This window comes from Vibrio sp. Isolate32 (assembly GCF_022397955.1).
Taxonomy (GTDB): Bacteria; Pseudomonadota; Gammaproteobacteria; order Enterobacterales; family Vibrionaceae; genus Vibrio.
In genome coordinates this window covers 122328-140647 of the sequence record NZ_JAKEUQ010000007.1, presented here as the reverse complement: position 1 = coordinate 140647, position 18320 = coordinate 122328, and the positions used below count along the sequence as shown (strand labels likewise).

Sequence of the window (18320 nt, the reverse complement as noted above, 5' to 3'; positions counted from 1 at the left end):
TATTCAACAAAGCAATTAGTGACAGCCGAAACAGCTACTCAGGTGCTTGTTCCGCTGCTTGTTGCAGTGTGTATGCCGTCGATGGGTCAATCTCGTTAACCAACTTCTCAACCTGCATGATCGCCTCTACCGAGGTACTATTTTTACGGTAGCTTAGGTAGATCGGGCGATACCAGTCTTCAACGCCTTTCACCTTGTGCAACTGTCCTGACTCGATAAAAGGTTCAACAAGAGACACTGGCAAATAGGCACTGCCCCCTTTCTCTAAAATGAAATCGAGTGCGATACGAGCCGTTGAGGTGCGTAAGTAGGGCGCTGGTACTTTTGGATGACGCTCTGCGTGCTCAGAACCAAAACGTGTCCCCCAATCAACATAAACATACTTATGCTGGAACACGGATTCTAAATCATCAGGTTGTGTCGATACCAAAACCAACACGAGATCAGCCACTTTTTTACAGTTCAGCTCTTCAGCTTTGATCTGGTCAAATGCAAAGGCCATATCTAAGGTGCGCTCAAGCAAGTTACGGTTCAGTTGCTCACGCCCCATCACCTCTGCCATAAAGCCGTAACCACCAAAAGAATCTGTCACAACACTCAGACAGTTTTGTAAATACGCATCCCAAATATTCGGTGTACCACCCAGCGTTAGCTGCAAGGCTTTTCCACTCTCTAGTGACAGTTCAAACTTAGCCTGTTGCAAAGTAGAAACCATCACCTCAGCGTAGCCAATCAAACGCTCACCTGAAGAGGTAAGCTTGATGTTATTACGATCACGGATGAACAACTGAGTATCAAAATAGCCTTCTAGCTGTTTGATCCGCGCACTCACCGCCGCTTGTGTTAAATACAAGTTTTCAGCAGCACGCCCAAAGTGGCGCACCCTTGCAACCTCAAGAAAGGTTCTAAATACTTTCACATCCATCAAATACATCTCTGTAATAAATCTGCTAACTAGCGGATCTAGGATTGTTTATCGTAAAGGCAAAAACGTTTTGTTTCCTATTTTAGCCTTTTAACAATATTTTCGCGTGAGCAATAAACACTAATTTCTATCTAACCACATTACTGAGGCTGATATGTCTGAGACCGAATTCCGTCACGGAAAAAAACGTTTTTATGACACCATTAAATTCCCACGAGGGTTCGCTAAGTCAGGGGATTTTACTCTTTCAGAAGAGGAAATCCTAACCTTGTTTGGCGACACTATGCTTGCACTTGAGACTGGTGAACTTACACCAACCAATGCAGAAGAAAAGCACTTCCTTAAAGTGTTGTCTCACCCTCATAAGGCAAAGTCCAAGTTAGAGCGTGTTTGGTTGAAGTATATTCAACTGGCTCGCGGACGCCGTCGCTTTCATACCCTAAACGGCTGCAAACGCGGCGAAGTGCCTAGGGAAGAATACGACAGCGAGTTAGTGTTAGAAGATTAGTAAAATCGCCCAAAGTGATACCTCATCACTTTGGGCTTTTTTTCTTTCAAAACATATTTCTTCATCGCAGCCGATAAGTTTAGCTAATCTGGACGATTTTACCAAATAGCACCCCCGAACATGCACGGGATACTTACTGTTACAACTCCATACGTAGTTGGCTATGACTTGTTCATTTACGCCTACGTGACTGACAAAGTAAGCTAGCGACCAAACAATGTTCTCTTTCCTGTAAACCTTACTTAGCCAACTGTACGTTTTTCCAATCTGATGCGACGATTTTTTTGTTTCCCCATGAAATCTGAAATGCTGTAGATAGGTCGAATAAACAACATCATATGCAGATGATGTTCATCAAAGTCTATCTTCTCTATCTCAACCCCAGCCAGGTAAACTTCACAGTAACTTTATCATAACCTTCCGTAGGTAGCTGCACATGCCATGATTCAGGATTTTCTGACTGTACTTAGTGACCTAAACTGCATGATATTTCGCGTAATAAACACTGTGGGACAAGATGTTATATTGCATTTATCCATCGTACTGCCTCCAAAGGCATTCATCCACAGAATAAATTTCCCACAAAGTGCTATAAAAGTCAGCTCGAAAGGTCAACAGACCCTGATCTTTGGGAAACATTACAGTCAAATTGATCACTAAGACTCAACATAATCACTTCGATTAAGCGCATAGCGCACCATTTTTTGATTCAGTGTTCGACGAGGTAAATCCAAGTCTTGCATCACATCATGAATACGCCCTTGATAACGCACTAACGCATCATGAATCACTTTACGCTCAAAACTCTGCACCTGAACCGCCAAAGGAATACCAGCTGTGGTGGATTCCGTTACCGAGTTAGGGCGGCAAGCCAATATATCCCCAACCGTTAGGCTTTCATCCAACGCAAAACGAATCGCGACATTGCGCAGCTCACGCACATTGCCCGGCCATGTATAAGACAATAAGGCATGGCGGTCAGCCTCGCTGGCGATTCGGCTATCGCTGCTTGCTTCTTGGGTAAAGTGTTCAAAAAGAATAAGCGCGTCGTCTTCCCTATCACTAAGTGGCGGTAAATGCAGTTGGGCAACGTTCAAGCGATAGAACAGATCTTGGCGAAAATCTGGATGATTCAGTAAGTCACATTTCGAGGCAGACACAACTCTTAAATCAACATGTTGCTGCTGGTTACCACCTACGCGTTCAACCACATTATCTTGTAAGGTGCGCAGCACTTTGACCTGCATTGACAGGGGCATGCTCTCAATTTCATCGAGAAAGACCGTGCCTTTATCAGCAAACTCAAGCTTACCGATGCGTCGCTTGGCTGCCCCGGTGAAGGCTCCGGCCTCATGCCCAAATAGTTCGCTTTCAAACAAGTTCTCTGGAATGGCACCACAATTGATCGGTACAAAAGGGTGCCTTTTACGTTCACTAAATTTATGCAAACAAGAAGCGACCAACTCTTTACCACAGCCAGTTTCACCATAAATGATCACATTTGTGTCGATGGAAGCTACCTTCTGTATTTGTTCACGCAGATCGCATATCACCTTACTACGACCAATCAGAACCTGCTCGATGCCTTTTAAGTTATTTAGATAGGTTTGGCGACTCACTCTGTCTTGGCTACTTTGATATTTTTCGACCGCTTCAGCAGCAGTTTGAGAAAGGCGCTCAGGGTCAAATGGCTTCTCGATAAAATCATAGGCACCTTGATGTAACGCCTTTACCGCCATATCAACATCACCGTGCCCTGTGATCAAAATAACTGGCACATCTGGCACCAAACTTTTAAAACACCCAAGCAGCTCTACCCCATCGATGTCGGGCAAACGCACATCACTGATGATGGTGTGGAAATCACCCTGTTTTACTGCGTTTATGGCATCTTGCCCAAACTCAAACGCGGTCACATCGAAGCCAGCCAACCGCAACCATTGGCTGGTTGCTTGACGCACGATCGCATCATCTTCAATCAAAGCTACACGTTGCATAGTCTGTTCCTAACACTTAAACCAAACATGCCACCCACGGTATTCAAAAACCGAGCAGACGAAAAGGAGCTACCTCCCACTTTGAGTAACACCTCTTTAACAGTTTTGTGATGTTTGTTAGCTTCAAATTGTTTCACTTTCCAACGACTCAAAAAGCAAACACAAAATAGCTTTAAATCATTAATTTAAAAAGGGGTTAATGAAAAATGATGAATAACAATCGATATTGGTTATTTGTATTTGCCTGTTTAATTATTGGTTTAGTGCAAGTCACAACCAAAAACGGTATCAGCCAGTGGAAACTCGAACAAGCGCAACGTTATGCTGAGCAACGCTTCCTTGGATACATCGCTGAAGCAAGGCGTACCCTTAAGCGTTTCTATTATCTACCCTACCTAGTCACCAACGATGAGACCACGATTCGTTTTATCGATGGTGAAGACCGCCTTGAAAAACGCATCAAAAAACAGCTCATTCAATTAGACAAAGCGGCGAATACCAAAGGCTGGTACTTACTCTCCAATAAGGGTGATTTACTGGTATCGAGTGTGGAAAGAAACCAACTCAGCCGCAAAAATGCCAACACCATCGTGTCTAAGATCCACCAGCAAGGCGGTGCAATTTCTGTAGTGGCCAAAAACAAAGGTGTGACACCCGATTACTTCATTGCCGCACCCGTTTACCGAGCCTCCGATGTGTTGGGTCTTGTCGCGGTTCAAGTAGACCTATCACTGCTGACCGATCAATGGTTTGCCGATGGCGAAGCGGTACTGTTCCAGAACCCTCACGAACAATTTTTCCTCTCCAGTGACAACAGGCTAAATGCCGATTGGTTTAACGACACCTTCAACTCACAGCCAAGTATAACCAAGCGTGATCTTTATGATCAGACTCATATTCAAGTGTGGCAACTGCAAGGTAAAGACTACTTGATTCAGTCAATCAAGTTAGACGACCTCAATTGGCGTTTAACCTACCTCACCCCATTAACTAGCCTCAACCAAACCACTAACTGGATAAGTTGGAGCGTCGCGGTGGGCTGTCTTTTCATCATGCTACTACTGGTCATTCTCTACCAAAGACGCCAGAAGAAACTCAGCAACCTACGAATCCAAAAGCTGATTGAGGAGTCTGAAAAGCGATTGTCTGGAATGATAAACAAGACACACGTTGGACTTGTTCTTATCGATAAACACGGTCACATCCACGACATTAATCTGATGGCGAAAAACTACTTCTGCCTATCCGGTTCGATGATCAGTAATATCAAAGCATGGCAGCTTTTTGAGGCCGGTAACCCGAACTCAACAACTTTGCAGTTGCTGAAGAACTTAGAGCAACATCAGGAGCTGGCCGAGATCACCAGTGTCGAAACCATGGCAAGACGCAGCGATGGCAGTTACTTTCCGGTGTTGTTCTCTATTAGCGCCTTTCCTTGGCATGCCACGACCTATTACTTGTGTACCGTGATTGATATCAGTAAACGTAAGAAAGCGGAGATCGCGGTTCAGGAAGCCAATAAAACGCTGCAACTACGAGTAGAAGAACGAACACAAGACCTCAAAGATGCACAGCAAGAGTTGGTCGAATCAAGCAAGCTTGCCGCACTAGGCCGCATGTCAAGTGCGATTACTCATGAGCTTAATCAGCCTCTTACTGGCCTAAAAACCCTGCTTTCAAGTAACCAGTTACTGATGGAGAGAGGCGAGACTAAGATGTTGAAAGCGAACATGGACTTGGTAATGAGCCTCATCGACAGAATGGCTAACATGACCAGCCAGTTGAAGTCGTTCGCCTTCCAAAGACTAGAAAAACCTTACCCAGTTTCACTAACAGACGCGCTTCAAGAAACCCTGCGTATTCACCAAGCAGAGTTAGAAAACGTCGATATCCGCGTGCGTGTCGCCTCTAATATTTCGATGGTGATGGGAGAAGAGGCTCGACTGCGCCAAGTGCTTGGCAACCTACTTAGAAACGCCGTCGATGCCACGAAAAATCAGACGCCAGCGACCATTGTTATCAGCGCTCATACCGAACAAGAGCGTGTGATCATCAAGGTTCAAGATAACGGTTGTGGTGTGTCTGAAGACCAGCTTGAAACCATTTTCGAACCCTTCCACACCAACAAAAACATGGGCGAAGGTCTCGGGCTCGGATTAGCCATCACCGCCAACAATGTACGGGATATGCAAGGCACCTTGATAGCAAAGAACAACCCAGACCAAGGCATGACATTCTCGTTAACGCTACAGAATATTGATAGTAAGTAGTCGCTTACATAGAGTTTAGAATTCACATCCGATTGAGACGCTAAAACTAAAAAACCGCCCACAGGGGCGGTTTTGATTCACTTTTAGCGTGTGACTTGTTAGCTGATCAGTTAACGACTTACTCAGCCAACTGCTTCAACAATAACTCTGTCGGGCGAACAATCGCGATGATCGATTCGTCGTAGATTTTCGCTGAGTCAGACAGTATCGCTTGATAAGCTTTCACGTCTGCTTCTCTCACCTTTTCGCCTGCTTGCGCTTTAGCAATCAAGGTTAACGCTAAATCTGCGACTTCAACGGTTTTCTCTGCAACCACCACAGTCTCTACCGAAGATACGTTGCCAGCGAAGACAGTTTTAGCCGCTAGTGCAGCCGATTTTGCTTTCTGATAATGCTCAGCAAGTTGCTCCAATGCCTGTTGATTGCCTGTCGCTACTTCATTGGCCAAATCTTGCATCTCATACACCGCGTAGCTTTCTACCGGCAGAGCATCAACAAAGCGGTTTAGGCGCTCGTATTGACTGTACAAAGTGCCTTTAGGCTCTGTTGAGTTCCACTTCTCCCAGTTACGTGCGTAGTACTGTGCTGGCTCGGTGTACTTCGCAAGCACGCGCAGGTCGTGAATATCTTGGCCTTTAGCTATGCGTTTTAACAACATGTCGGCATCCGCATGATGACGCAAGCCAACCGACACTTCAGACCATGTATCCATCGCCTTCATGCGCTTATACATGCTACGTTCGTCAGTCAGTTCTGCATCAGACCAGAAACGCTCTGCAATGGCGTAACTACGCGGCCATAGGTAATTTTCCACGGTGAGGCTGTCTTTGTTTTCCAGCCACATAGTGATCTCGCCGCCCAAGATAAGTTCTTTTTCTTTGTCGGTTAACTCTGCTGGGTAACCGCCATTCGGCTCTGGAATCACGCTCCCTTTGATATCACTGCTCGCAATCACTTCACCAGTGGTTGGCCAACGCACGTTACCAATCAACTGATAACTGCCTTCCACAAAGCCATTCGGATTCAGGTTCAGATTGAATTCCGTGTAAGACATGAAGTTATCAAAGTGACCGACAAAGGTTTTACCCGGCACGTAATCAAGGATGTAGATCTCTTCACGAGACTTACCGTTGTAATCACTGAACGCCCGGAAAGTGCCGTCTTTCGCTTCAATGATAGTCAATGTTCCCTTACGCGGACCGCCTTTTGAACGTGGCTTCTCCCATTGGTACGTCACGAACTTTTCGCCGTTGTGTAGCTTATCGTCGACAGTAATGCCGCTAGGCATTGGGTCATTGCGGTAGTGGTAGCTGGTTGGCTGAGGTTGGTCTAGGTAATAACCTGTAGAAAGAATCCCTGGATAACCCTCTTTGGCTGCTCGACCGATACTGTCGTGCCCTTGCCAGCTTTGAATCACGATAGAAGTTGGCAGATCTTTGTGCCAAATTTCATCCCAACCGGTCATCTTTTTGCCGCGCTCTTCAAGCATCTTCTCAACTTTTACATTGAGGTAAGACTGTAGACCGCGTTCGCCATCGATATTGTTCTCTTCGATAAATTGCTGATGCTTCTCGCTATTTTTCCACTGTGCGTAGTTCGGCTCATCACCACCAATATGGAAATACTCATCTGGGAACAACTCGGTCACTTCATCAAATACATCGCCCAGCATTTCATATAACTCTGGGTTCAACGGATCCATGAGTGGCTCAAACACGCCCCAACCTCTTTCTTGCTCGTAGTTCTGCCCTTCACCGCCTGACATCAGACGAGGATAAGCGTGAGCAACCGCAGAAGAGTGACCCGGAAGAGATACTTCTGGAATAACACGAATACCAAGGTTACGTGCGTATTCAACTAAGTATCGCACTTGGTCTTTAGTGTAGTAATTACCATCAGCCGTTTCAGACCACAGGCGCGGCCATGATTCGGTTTGAATGCGAATGCCTTGATCGTCCCAGAAGTGCCAATGGAAAACGTTCATCTTCGCCGATGCCATCGCATCTAATTGACGAATCAACACTTCAAATTCGATAAAATGACGCGAGGTATCGTAAGAGATACCACGCCAACGAAAACGAGGTTCATCAACAATAGTAACAGCAGGAATGTGGTAACCAGCCGATGTGGTTTCAACGAGCTGTAAAAGGGTTTCGATGCCGTGGATAGCACCATAAGGGCTTGGTGCACTCAACGTAATTTGTTCGCCTTGAGTGGTGATCTTGTAAGATTCTACAGAGTCGATATTCTGAATTTCAGACTTTGGTGCAGCATCAATATCAATGATCAGATTCGCTTGATCTGCGCTATTAACCTGCCAGTTTAGAATCGGCACACCAGTTTGACGCTCTAGTCGGTCGATAAAGCGCTTCGCCGTATATTCAACACGGTCAGAATTAAACCCTTTAATGTAAACTTTAAACTCTCCGTCTACATTCACTTTTCCAGATTTTAATTCAACTATTTGGGGGTAGGGCATTAAATTTAAATCAGTGTTTGGAGCTATTGCAAAAGCCATTGGGGACACTATTGAACCTGAAATCAATAGTGATAATATAGTTTTTTTCATTATTAATTTTCCTATATAAATTTCATTGTATTTTATTTATCAGAGCCTATTCACAAAAATAATAAGCTTTGTTGAATTAGAATGAGAAGTTAACACCAACTCGGAAACGCCAATCCGTTTTGTCATTTTCTGATTGTATCGTATCGGCATCCACCACCTCTGCGTATGGCCTGACAGTTGGTTTCCATTTATAAACGGCTTTGACGGTATGTTCACGAGCATTTAGGTCACCGGTTGCAAGCTCTGCTGTATGGTGCGTTATCTGATCAAAATACGTAAACGCATAAGAGATCATGTACTTATCTGTGTTATAGCCCGTCCAGATATCGTAGCGATTTCGTTTGGCTGTCTCTTCATTGCCATAGTCATTCACTAAAGCTTCGGTCGAAAAGTCATAACGATAACGGCCATGTACAAAGAACCCATTGTCAAAGTTGTAGTTGAGCTTTAGATAAGGCATCAAGAAGGTATTTGAGCCTTGAAAATTCATCACTACGCCAGGGTTCAGCATAAAGTTGTCATTGATGGCATAGGTGTAATAATGGGTAAACTCAGTATTAATCACCTTCGTTTCGTCATACGCTCCCGCTGCATGTCGAACATTCGTCAGTGTTTCTAAACCATACCCATTATCAAAATGGTGACCAACAATAAAACGACTTCGATACTGATCTGTCTTACTTCGATACTCTGCCCTTAAATCAACATAACCCCGGCAATTGAGGTCATTGGTAATAATGCTAATAATGTTAAAGGAAGTAATTTTTTCATAGTTCACCGATATTATGATTATAAAAACCCCACCGCACATTGATATGTGAGGAAAGATATAAATACGGAGACTACCTTTTTGTTTCTTATTAATTATTTTGATTGCATGATATTTTTTATAGCTACTGCTCATATTCAGTAGCTATTATTTTTTATTTTAATAAAGCTAAATTTAACTATTTTACCAATTCAACAGCTTCACGAACCAATACGGCAATCTCATCCCATTGCTCGTTTTCGATCAACGTTGGTGACACCATCCAAGTACCACCACAGCACACCACGCGGTCCACTGCTAGATAGTCATTCACATTGTGTTTGCCGATACCGCCCGTTGGCATTAGAGAGACATCAACGTATGGCGCTAACAGTGATTTCACCATGTTGATGCCGCCAGACGCTTCTGCAGGAAAGAACTTCAAGAAGTTAAGACCAAGCTCTAGCGCTTGCTCAACTTGGCTTGGGTTGTTTACACCCGGTACGATTGGCATACCGATCTCTTGGCAACGTTTTACTGTGTTTGGATTTAAGCCTGGTGCCACGATAAATTCACTGCCCGACTCTTTTGCTAAATCGATCTGTGCTGGCGTTAATACTGTGCCGGCACCGATACACATCTCTGGGTACGCATCACGCATTGCACGAATAGCATCTGCCGCCGCCTCAGTGCGGAATGTCACCTCAGCGACCGGCAAGCCGTTTTCAACCAGCACTTTTGCCAAGGGAACCGCATGTTCAACCTTGTTTATTTGGATAACAGGAATAACTTTGAATTGCTTAAGTGTGTTGATCATTTCTTGGGACATAATAAATTCGCTTTGTTTTTTACTTTTTAATTAAGTGAGTCATGGCGCTTACTGGAATGATGGCACCTGAGTATTGAATCACGGTGGAAGCTAACTGATGACCAAGCTCTGCGGCTTCAATTGCGCTATCACCAGTAAGGCGCGCAGCTAAATAACCCGCAGCGAATGAGTCGCCAGCCGCACAAGTGTCAACTACGTTAGTCACGTGAGTCGCTGAAACATAACTCTCTATGATTTTAGCTTCTTCCTTAACTTGGACAACTTTGCATGGTTCGCAGCCACGTTTGATGACGATCTCTTGACAACCTAAACGAAGGCAGCGTTGTTGAACGCTCTCTGAGCTACCCCATACAAGTATGTCGTCGTCTTCCGTTATCAAGGCAATGTCCACCAACGGGAGTAACTTGGCATACCAATGTTGTGCTTGTTCGGTTGTCCAAAGCTGTGGGCGATAGTTATTATCAAAAATCACTTTACCGCCTAGGTTTGAGAACACGCCAATGGCTTTGAATAGGCGCTCACGCGAGTCATCGTCTAAAATCGCGATGCTAATACCACTAATATAGACCGCATCGACTTGCTTCTCTGTCAGTGCGATTTCAAGCTTATTCAAATCACTAACATGGAAATAAGATTTTACTGCCGCATCGTTGCGCCAGTAGTGAAAGTGTCGCTCACCTGTTTCATCGGTTTCTACCATGTATAAACCAGGCAACTTGTTTGGAATGCGTTCAACGAAATTGGTTTGAATTCCTTCTAGCTGCCAACTATCAATCATGTTCTGAGACAGTTCATCACTACCAAGGGCTGTCGCGTAATGCACCGATAGATTTTGATGTTGAGTTAGGCGAGAAAGGTAAAGCGCGGTATTAAGCGTATCACCGCCAAACTTTTTGGTTAACGGAGAGCCGCTGATTTCGACCATACATTCGCCAAAAAACGCAATATTGAACAGAGAAGATGCCGACATAGCCGCTCCTAAAAATAGAGATAATTAACTTTAGAAAAGGCCCTACCGCTAAGCAGGGCCTGAATTAAGCAAACCAGCTGTGGAGACTAGGTTTAGCTTGTTTGATTTGCAGGACGTTGAGGTGCCGCTTCTTCTTCAAGTACGCCTGATTCAGACATTTCCATCTCCATCAGAGCACGCTCATCATCAAGAATCGCTTTTGCCATTTCAGGTGTTACTTGGTTAGCCGGAGTCACTAAGCTCACAACCACACCTGCCGTTAGAGCAAACAGACATGAAGGAATCACGGGGTTGCCCCAGAAGGCTGTGTAGTCAGCGTTTAGCATTACTGCGAATGAAGCTACAGAAGCACCCGCTAGCGTTGCAAGCGCACCTTGCCAGTTGTAGCGTTTCCAGAATTTACCTAACATACCGCACACAAACATGCCTGACATTACCGTTGAAATCATCTTAGTGATGTAGCCAATGATATCGTTTGACGTAAGGGCGAACAGCAATGCAAAACCAATGACCACAACTAGAGCTAAGCGAGAGTAGTTCAGCATCGACTCTTTGTTTGGTACACGACCTGTGAACATCACGTAAACATCACGCAGTAGGATAGACACGCCCGCAATCGCATCAGAGCTTGCACTCGACATCGTTGCAGAAAGACCTGCGATAAGAACAATCATGCCTACGCCAACCGGAAGAACCGTTGCAGCTACGTAAGGGAACGAGTAGTTCGGGTTATCCAATGATGGGTCAATTGCGTGCGCAGCCATACCAATGATTGCTGGGATAATTGAGAAGAAAAGGTACAACACACCCGATGCCACAAATGAGCGACGAATAGTTGAAACGTCTTTACCTGAGTAGATGCGTTGACGGAATGAAGGCGTTGCAAGTACACCCACACCGATAACCACAGCCAAAGAAACAGCAGGCAGAAGACCCAGTTTATCGATTGCTAAAAAGCTCGTAGCAGCAGGGTCCATCGCAGCGTAAAGGTTATCCATACCACCGATGTGATCCACAGACATAACTGCCATCAAGATGAAGCCAGCAAAAAGGATGATAGCCTGGATAGTATCGGTCCACACAACCGCTGTGTAACCACCGATCACTACGTAAATAGTGAATGCCGCAGCAATAATGATTTTAGCAAGGTTAAGGTCGATATCAGCAATCCACGCTAGGTACATGCCACCGCCTAGAATGTGCGCACCCAACCAACCGATTGACGCGATAAAGATAAGCAGACCAACCACGTTTTTCACGATTCGGTTAGCACCCACGTAATACGCTAGCTCTTCACTCATGGTCATGAAGTTCAGTTTACGAACCGGAGCAAACCAAAGGGCTAGTAATAGGATGCCGATAGCACCGCCAATGCCGTATAGAGCACCAGCCCAACCATTCGCGTACCCGAAGCCAACCGCACCCATACTTGAGCCCGTGCCGACCATAGTCGCGACGGTTGTACCCAGAACTAAGAATAATGGCAGGCCACGGCCGCCTAATAAGAAATCTTCGCCAGATTTTTGATTACGCGAGACGAACCAACCTAACCAAATTAAAAAACATACGTACACGCCGAAGCCTGTAAGAAAAAGAGTGCTGTTCATTTGACACCTCTCAGTGAAATATTAAGCCCATTCCTGAACTTTTATTTATGATTCATTCATTTTATATTTCATATAATTACTTCATTTATTTGATATATTTTAATTAAAGTAATTTTTATAAATGTAGGGTGAGAGTATTAAGGAATAATAACAGGGATGACTACGCCCTAATACTCTCTAAGTAGGTTATTGTGATTAGGTTATTACTAAACGCGATCAGCGCGGTAGCAAGTCACATCTACTTCAACTTTCACGTCTACCACTAGGTCACAGACCATGCAGATACGTGCTGGCGGGTTAGCACCGAAGAACTCTTTGAATACCTTATTAAAAGATTGGAAGTAACGAGAATCCGTTAGCACAACCTTTACGTGCATTACGTCTTCTAGGTCGTAGCCCGCTTCAGTCATAATATCGACACAGTTTTGGATCGCTAGGCGAGACTGATCAACAATGCCACCCTCAACCACTTCACCATCTGTCATCGGTGTCTGGCCAGAAACGTATAGGAAACCACCCGCTTCAGTTGCGCGTGCAAATGGTAAATGTTGTCCGCCTGTACCTGTACCGCCTTCAACACCGTAACGTTTAATAGTCATTTTTTAACTCCACTTCTTTATAGATAATATTGGTGCTTCCCAATATATTTAAATTAATTCGTCGCTTTCTAATTACTGTATATTTAATAAAATAATTAAATTCTAATTACGGTAAATAAAAACGCCGGAACGATTATTTTTAACGATTCCTTTTTGGTAAGTTAACTCACCATTAACAAAGACACTCTCAATTCCTTCTGCAACTGAAATAGGATTTTCAAATGTTGCGGTGTCTTTAATATTCTTTGGATCAAATAAAACTAAATCAGCAAATGCGCCTTGGCGAATTTCACCTCGACCAGACAAGTTGTAACGCTCTGCCGACATACCGGTCATTTTGTGAATCGCTTCAGGCAGTGCGAACAGTTTTTCATCTCGGCAGTAGTGGCCTAACACTTTCGGGAAGGTGCCCCACAACCTTGGATGTGGATGCGGGTCATTCGGCAACCCATCGGAACCAACCATGGTCAGCTTGTATTTCAAAACGCGCTTTACGTCGTTCTCATCCATGCAGTGGTAAACTGCACCAGCTGGTTGAAGCGCTTTCGCAGCGTCCATCAAAGGTAGGTTCATCTCATCAGCAATCTTTTTAAGGGTTTTGCCTGCATGTTCTGGCTTTGTTTCAGACCAAGTGATGAAGATATCGAAATCGTCCGTCACCTGTTTTAAATCTAACGTCGAAGAGCTCGCTGAATATGGGTAACAGTCGCAAGACACATCTTGGTGCTCTGAAACCTTGTCCATCAAATCAAGCACTTCAACGGTTCTGCCCCAGTTGCCTGCACCTGCACATTTAAGGTGAGAGATCACAACCGGCACTTTGGCGTATTGGCCTGTCTCAAACGCCTCTTCCATCGCGCTTAAGATCTCTTCGAATTCGGTACGCATATGCGTGGTATAGATGCCGCCATGGCTAGACAGCACTTTGGCTAACTGCATCACCTCATTCGCGTTGGCTTGCTTCGCACTTGCGTAAGCCAAACCAGAACTCAAGCCTAATGCGCCCTGCTCCATTGCTAAATCAAGGTTGGTTTGCATCGCTGCAATTTCATCTTCACTTGCGGTGCGTTGTAGGTCGTCCATCACTTGGTTACGCAGTGTGGTGTGACCCACTAACGCTGCTACGTTTACTGCGGGTTGAGCTTGCTCTACCGCTTGTGCATACGCCGCAAAAGTTGGGTATTTAAAATCAGCCTGCGCCCCTAAAAGATTCATTGGGTCAGGTGGATCGCCAGCCAAAACGGTCGGTGATGCGCTGATGCCGCAGTTGCCAACAATCACAGTTGTGACACCTTGGCTGATCTTAGGTAGGCAGTCTGGGTAATGAATTACGTTGGTATCGTCGTGTGTATGTACATCGATAAATCCAGGAGCCAATGCTAAGCCAGCTCCCTCAACCAACTGGCCACAATCTTCGTGATCGATTTGACCAATTTCGGCGATTTTTCCATCAAGGATTGCTACATCGGCACAAAACGATTGTTCGCCGGTGCCGTCAAACACCTCTACATTTTTGATTATCGTATCGAACAACATTTTTCACTCTCTCAATCCACTGTGTTGATGGAGCTATATTAAGAATCCAGCCGATTATTTTCAGTGACAAAACACACATAATATTTTAATTTGTATGATAGTTTCTATCACGCAACAAACACAAGATAGATTTAAACATTAAATAACAAACACTTAAATCATGTTAGGAATCAGCAATGAAACATAACCCTGCAAAAAAAGATGTTATAAAGTATCAAAAAGATTGTTTCGTCTTGACTGAAAGAGGCCAAAAAGGGAGAGCAGTATCACAAACTGAGAACGGCGTTTATCGACTGATCGATGAAGATATTTCGCTTCCGGTAGCAATTATCAAACAATCAGCCTTAACCAATAATCTGAATTGGATGCAATCATTCGCTGATCATCATCAGGTGAAATTATCACCACACGGCAAAACATCGATGACGCCTGATTTCTTTCGTCAGCAGCTAGAAAATGGCGCTTGGGGAATTACTGTAGCGACACCTGCTCAAGCAGAGGTTGCGGCAATGGCGGGTGCAAAAAGAATCATCATGGCCAACCAACTAGTAGGTAAAACCAACATTGCGATCGTCGAACAACTTATTCGTGAATTCGACGTTGATTTTTACTGCTGTGTCGATTCACCAGTGAACGTGCAACAACTGAGTCAACACTTCGCTAGCACTGAGCAAATGCTAAAGGTTCTGATCGAGTTTGGAGTACCAGGCGGTCGCTGTGGTTGTCGCTCACCACAAGAGGTTCTAGAGCTTGCGCAATCCATTCAAGACGCGCCTGCGCTTTCTCTTACGGGTATTGAGGTGTACGAAGGTGTGATTCATGGCGACAATGCCGAGCAAGATATTCGTACGTTCTTAAAGCAAGCACTGAGCTCTGTCGAAAACCTTGCATCAGATAGCCTGATCACGGGACAGCCAATCATAACCGGCGCGGGATCGGCTTGGTATGATGTGGTGGCAGAGTGCTTGGCGAACCTAACCGATTGCTTGGCGATCATCCGCCCAGGTTGCTACGCCATTCACGATACTGGGATCTACCTCGATGCTCAAAGCAAGGTGTTGCAGCGCGCACAAGTAAACCAAGGTTACGCGTGTGAACTGGGTGGGGATTTAGAATCGGCCCTTGAGGTTTGGGCATATGTTATCTCTCGCCCAGAGCCAACCAAACTGGTGATTGGGCTTGGTAAGCGTGATGTGGCCTTCGATTCTGGGTTACCTATTGCTGAGCGCGGGTATCGCAATGGCAAAGCTATTTCAGTAAAAGGTCTGACAGCAACAGCCGTGATGGATCAACATACTTTTGTGGAAACGGACGGTTCTTCAGAGATTGAAGTGGGTGACATGATTGCGTTCTCAACCTCACACCCGTGTTTAACTTTCGATAAGTGGCGTTACATTGCTATCAGCGATGACGAGTATCAGGTAACAAACTGGGTAGAGACCTGCTTCTAGCTCGATTTTTCAATAAGCTAGAATCAGCGAAGCATTCAGATATACTAACGGGGCTAAGGCTTGGTTCTTACAAGCTCAGTGCTTAAAAGCTAAGTAGCAACGATTAGCCCCAACAACAAAGGATCAGGATTCTTGAGTTTAGAAGTAGATATCATTTCACAGATAACGGAGCGTTTTCCCGCTCTTCGTGATGCCGAGAAAAAAGTCGCCAAGCTGATCATGGATGACATTGATTTTGCCGCCAAAGCTAGCATTACAGAACTCGCTAAAAACGCGCAAGTCAGTGAAGCGACCATTACCCGTTTTGCTAAGGCGATTGGTTGTAACAACGTACGTGATATGAAGATCAAGCTTGCTCAAACCCTAACAGTTGGCCAGCGCTTTATTCTCGAACCGGTTAACCAAACTGGCTATCAAGGTATCTATGAATCGATCAAGCAGAGCCTAGACATCAACCGTACTCTATTTAAAGAACAAGATGTTGAAACTGCAGTAAATTGGCTACACAAAGCCAGACAGATCATTGCAATCGGCATGGGTGGTGGCTCGACCATCGCCTCTCAAGAGCTGCAACACCGACTGTTTCGTTTGGGCTATCCAGTAGTGTCGTACAACGATGGTTTAATGTCACGCATGGTTGCGGCAACAGCAGATGCCAATGACGTAATGGTGATGATCTCCGCGACCGGTTTTACGCCTGTGATCACTGAAACCGCAGAGCTGGCTAAACAGTATGGACTTAAGATCATCGCGATTACCCCACAAGACACGCCACTGGCAAAGATTGCCGATATCTTGTTGCCGATCAAGCACATGGAAACTGACTTCATCTACAAACCGTCGGCTTCTCGCTACGCTATGTTGGCGTTAGTGGATGTGCTTTCGATGGGGATCGCTGTCAATCATAAGAACCGTTCGCGCGACAAGCTGCGCCGCTTGAAGGTTGCTTTAGACTCCTACCGAGGTGGCGGCGATAGACAGCCCCTAGGTGACTAACGAATCAAGGATGGAATGGGCTTAAATTCGGGCGCGCGACAGTCCTTTGCCAGCTTGTATAAACTCATTTCTAATCCTGTAATTTGCACGCCTACATCTGCTAGTCGGCGAATAGCCAAATTTTATTCTGGGCTGTTCGTGAACGAATACAGTCACTGACCTCCGGCATCTTATATCCAAGCTCTAACAACCCCATTGCGGTTTGATACACGCAAATATGAGCTTCAATACCACACACCAGCCAAGTCTCGACATTCGTGGCTTGCACAATTTCAACGAACTTGGGCTCATCACACGCGTTGAACGTGAATTTAGTTATTGGCTCAACATCACTCAATACGTCATTCAGTTTGCTGACTGTTGCTCCCAATTTATCTGGATTCTGCTCCAAGTGAATAATGGGCAGCCCCAAAACCTGCGCGCCCTTAATCAGCTTCCGACAGTTAGAAATAAGTGTCTCGCTCTTATCAACGAGGCGTGCGAGCCTGCCCTGAACGTCCACAACCACCAAGCCTGTATTTTGTCTCATTAGCATGTTTATTCCTTGTTTTGGCAGTCTAACTCACTAAGCAATCTGATGGAGATGTTTTCTACTATGTAACGATTTAGCTTACAAAGCCATACAGTAATACGTATAAAACTACGGAATAATGCTCACCAACGGTCGAAAGGCTGAAAACAAAAATAATTGATACTGCATGACATTAAAGAGTGAGTAAGAACAATGAACAAATTCGCGAAATCAGCACTAGCACTGGGCTTAATCAGCGCAGTTTCTCTTCCTGCTTTAGCAGCAGGAACTGACGGCGGTGCGTACATCGGTGGCGGCCTTGGTGTGTACCAAGATTCTGATACAGACGGTCAAGGCAACCTAGACTCAGATGGCATGGGCTACAACCTATATGGTGGCTACCAATTCAACCGTATCGTTGGTGTTGAACTTGGTTACAACGATTACGCAGACTACAAAAAAGGTACAGAAAAAATGTCTCCAACATCTGTTTCTGTATCAGCAAACCTAGGTTACACGTTCGACAACACGATTCGTCCGTTCGTATTAGCTGGTTTCAGTTCTGTTGACCTAAACGCAAACAAGAGCGCTGGTTACGCTGATGACAGCGGTACCGGTTTCCACTTTGGTGTTGGTGTTGAATACACGCCAATCGAACATTTAACACTACGTCTAATTTCACAAGCAGACGCAGTGAGTGTTGAAAACGACTACGGCTTTAAGAAAGAAGACAAAACACTAGCATTCAGCAGCATTAGCTTCGGTGGTTCATACAACTTCTAATGTGATTGAACCACATAGAAT

At 45.0% G+C, this 18320-nt stretch carries 14 protein-coding genes and 1 pseudogene; 5 read left to right on the top strand and 10 right to left on the bottom strand.

The window, feature by feature from the left end; all coding sequences use genetic code 11:
- Positions 1–34: 34 nt before the first annotated feature.
- Positions 35–925 carry a LysR family transcriptional regulator gene (locus tag L1D11_RS07625; RefSeq protein ID WP_128163267.1) on the bottom strand — a complete coding sequence of 297 codons (891 nt, stop codon included), beginning with the start codon at positions 923–925 and terminating at the stop codon, positions 35–37.
- Between the two features lie 154 nt (positions 926–1079).
- Here L1D11_RS07625 and L1D11_RS07620 point away from each other — a divergent pair, with 154 nt between their 5' ends.
- Positions 1080–1433, top strand: coding sequence for a DUF413 domain-containing protein (locus tag L1D11_RS07620; RefSeq protein ID WP_128163264.1), 354 nt, complete (start codon positions 1080–1082; stop codon positions 1431–1433).
- Between the two features lie 656 nt (positions 1434–2089).
- On the opposite strand, the gene L1D11_RS07615 is transcribed toward L1D11_RS07620, so the two are convergent.
- Positions 2090–3430 carry a sigma-54 dependent transcriptional regulator gene (locus L1D11_RS07615; protein ID WP_239832139.1) on the bottom strand — a complete coding sequence of 447 codons (1341 nt, stop codon included), beginning with the start codon at positions 3428–3430 and terminating at the stop codon, positions 2090–2092.
- Between the two features lie 206 nt (positions 3431–3636).
- Between L1D11_RS07615 and L1D11_RS07610 the strand changes: the two genes are divergently transcribed.
- Positions 3637–5700 (top strand): ATP-binding protein, encoded by a 2064-nt coding sequence (locus L1D11_RS07610; RefSeq protein ID WP_239832140.1) that lies wholly within the window; start codon positions 3637–3639, stop codon positions 5698–5700.
- A gap of 118 nt (positions 5701–5818) precedes the next feature.
- Here L1D11_RS07610 and L1D11_RS07605 read toward each other — a convergent pair whose 3' ends face one another.
- The 7 genes from L1D11_RS07605 to L1D11_RS07575 form a co-directional block, all read right to left on the bottom strand.
- Positions 5819–8269: a family 20 glycosylhydrolase gene (locus L1D11_RS07605; protein WP_239862308.1), complete on the bottom strand. Its 2451-nt coding sequence runs from the start codon at positions 8267–8269 to the stop codon at positions 5819–5821.
- Positions 8270–8345: 76 nt separating this feature from the next.
- Complete coding sequence (locus L1D11_RS07600; RefSeq protein ID WP_239862318.1) at positions 8346–9080, bottom strand: oligogalacturonate-specific porin KdgM family protein; 735 nt, start codon at positions 9078–9080, stop codon at positions 8346–8348.
- Positions 9081–9216: 136 nt separating this feature from the next.
- Entirely contained in the window at positions 9217–9846 is a 630-nt protein-coding gene (locus L1D11_RS07595; RefSeq protein WP_239834781.1) for a bifunctional 4-hydroxy-2-oxoglutarate aldolase/2-dehydro-3-deoxy-phosphogluconate aldolase, read from the bottom strand.
- Positions 9847–9865: 19 nt separating this feature from the next.
- Positions 9866–10816: a sugar kinase gene (locus tag L1D11_RS07590; protein WP_239834782.1), complete on the bottom strand. Its 951-nt coding sequence runs from the start codon at positions 10814–10816 to the stop codon at positions 9866–9868.
- A 92-nt stretch (positions 10817–10908) separates the two neighbouring features.
- A complete protein-coding gene (locus L1D11_RS07585; protein WP_239834783.1) occupies positions 10909–12423 on the bottom strand; it encodes a sodium:solute symporter family protein in 1515 nt (504 codons plus the stop codon).
- Between the two features lie 206 nt (positions 12424–12629).
- Positions 12630–13022, bottom strand: coding sequence for a RidA family protein (locus L1D11_RS07580; RefSeq protein ID WP_239834879.1), 393 nt, complete (start codon positions 13020–13022; stop codon positions 12630–12632).
- 102 nt (positions 13023–13124) lie between these two features.
- The gene (locus tag L1D11_RS07575; RefSeq protein ID WP_239832827.1) at positions 13125–14558 is read right to left on the bottom strand and encodes a D-aminoacylase; all 1434 of its coding nucleotides are present in this window, start codon (positions 14556–14558) and stop codon (positions 13125–13127) included.
- A 176-nt stretch (positions 14559–14734) separates the two neighbouring features.
- On the opposite strand from L1D11_RS07575, the gene L1D11_RS07570 reads away from it, so the two are divergent.
- Both L1D11_RS07570 and L1D11_RS07565 read left to right on the top strand, forming a co-directional pair.
- Complete coding sequence (locus L1D11_RS07570) at positions 14735–16009, top strand: amino acid deaminase (RefSeq protein WP_239832826.1); 1275 nt, start codon at positions 14735–14737, stop codon at positions 16007–16009.
- A gap of 132 nt (positions 16010–16141) precedes the next feature.
- On the top strand, positions 16142–17005 hold the full coding sequence (locus tag L1D11_RS07565; protein WP_239832825.1) for a MurR/RpiR family transcriptional regulator: 864 nt from the start codon (positions 16142–16144) through the stop codon (positions 17003–17005).
- Here L1D11_RS07565 and L1D11_RS07560 read toward each other — a convergent pair.
- Positions 17002–17540 (bottom strand): annotated as a pseudogene (locus tag L1D11_RS07560) (isochorismatase family protein). The gene L1D11_RS07565 and the pseudogene L1D11_RS07560 sit on opposite strands and share 4 nt — an antisense overlap.
- A 189-nt stretch (positions 17541–17729) precedes the next feature.
- On the opposite strand from L1D11_RS07560, the gene L1D11_RS07555 reads away from it, so the two are divergent.
- Entirely contained in the window at positions 17730–18299 is a 570-nt protein-coding gene (locus tag L1D11_RS07555; RefSeq protein WP_239832824.1) for a porin family protein, read from the top strand.
- Positions 18300–18320 lie beyond the last annotated feature (21 nt).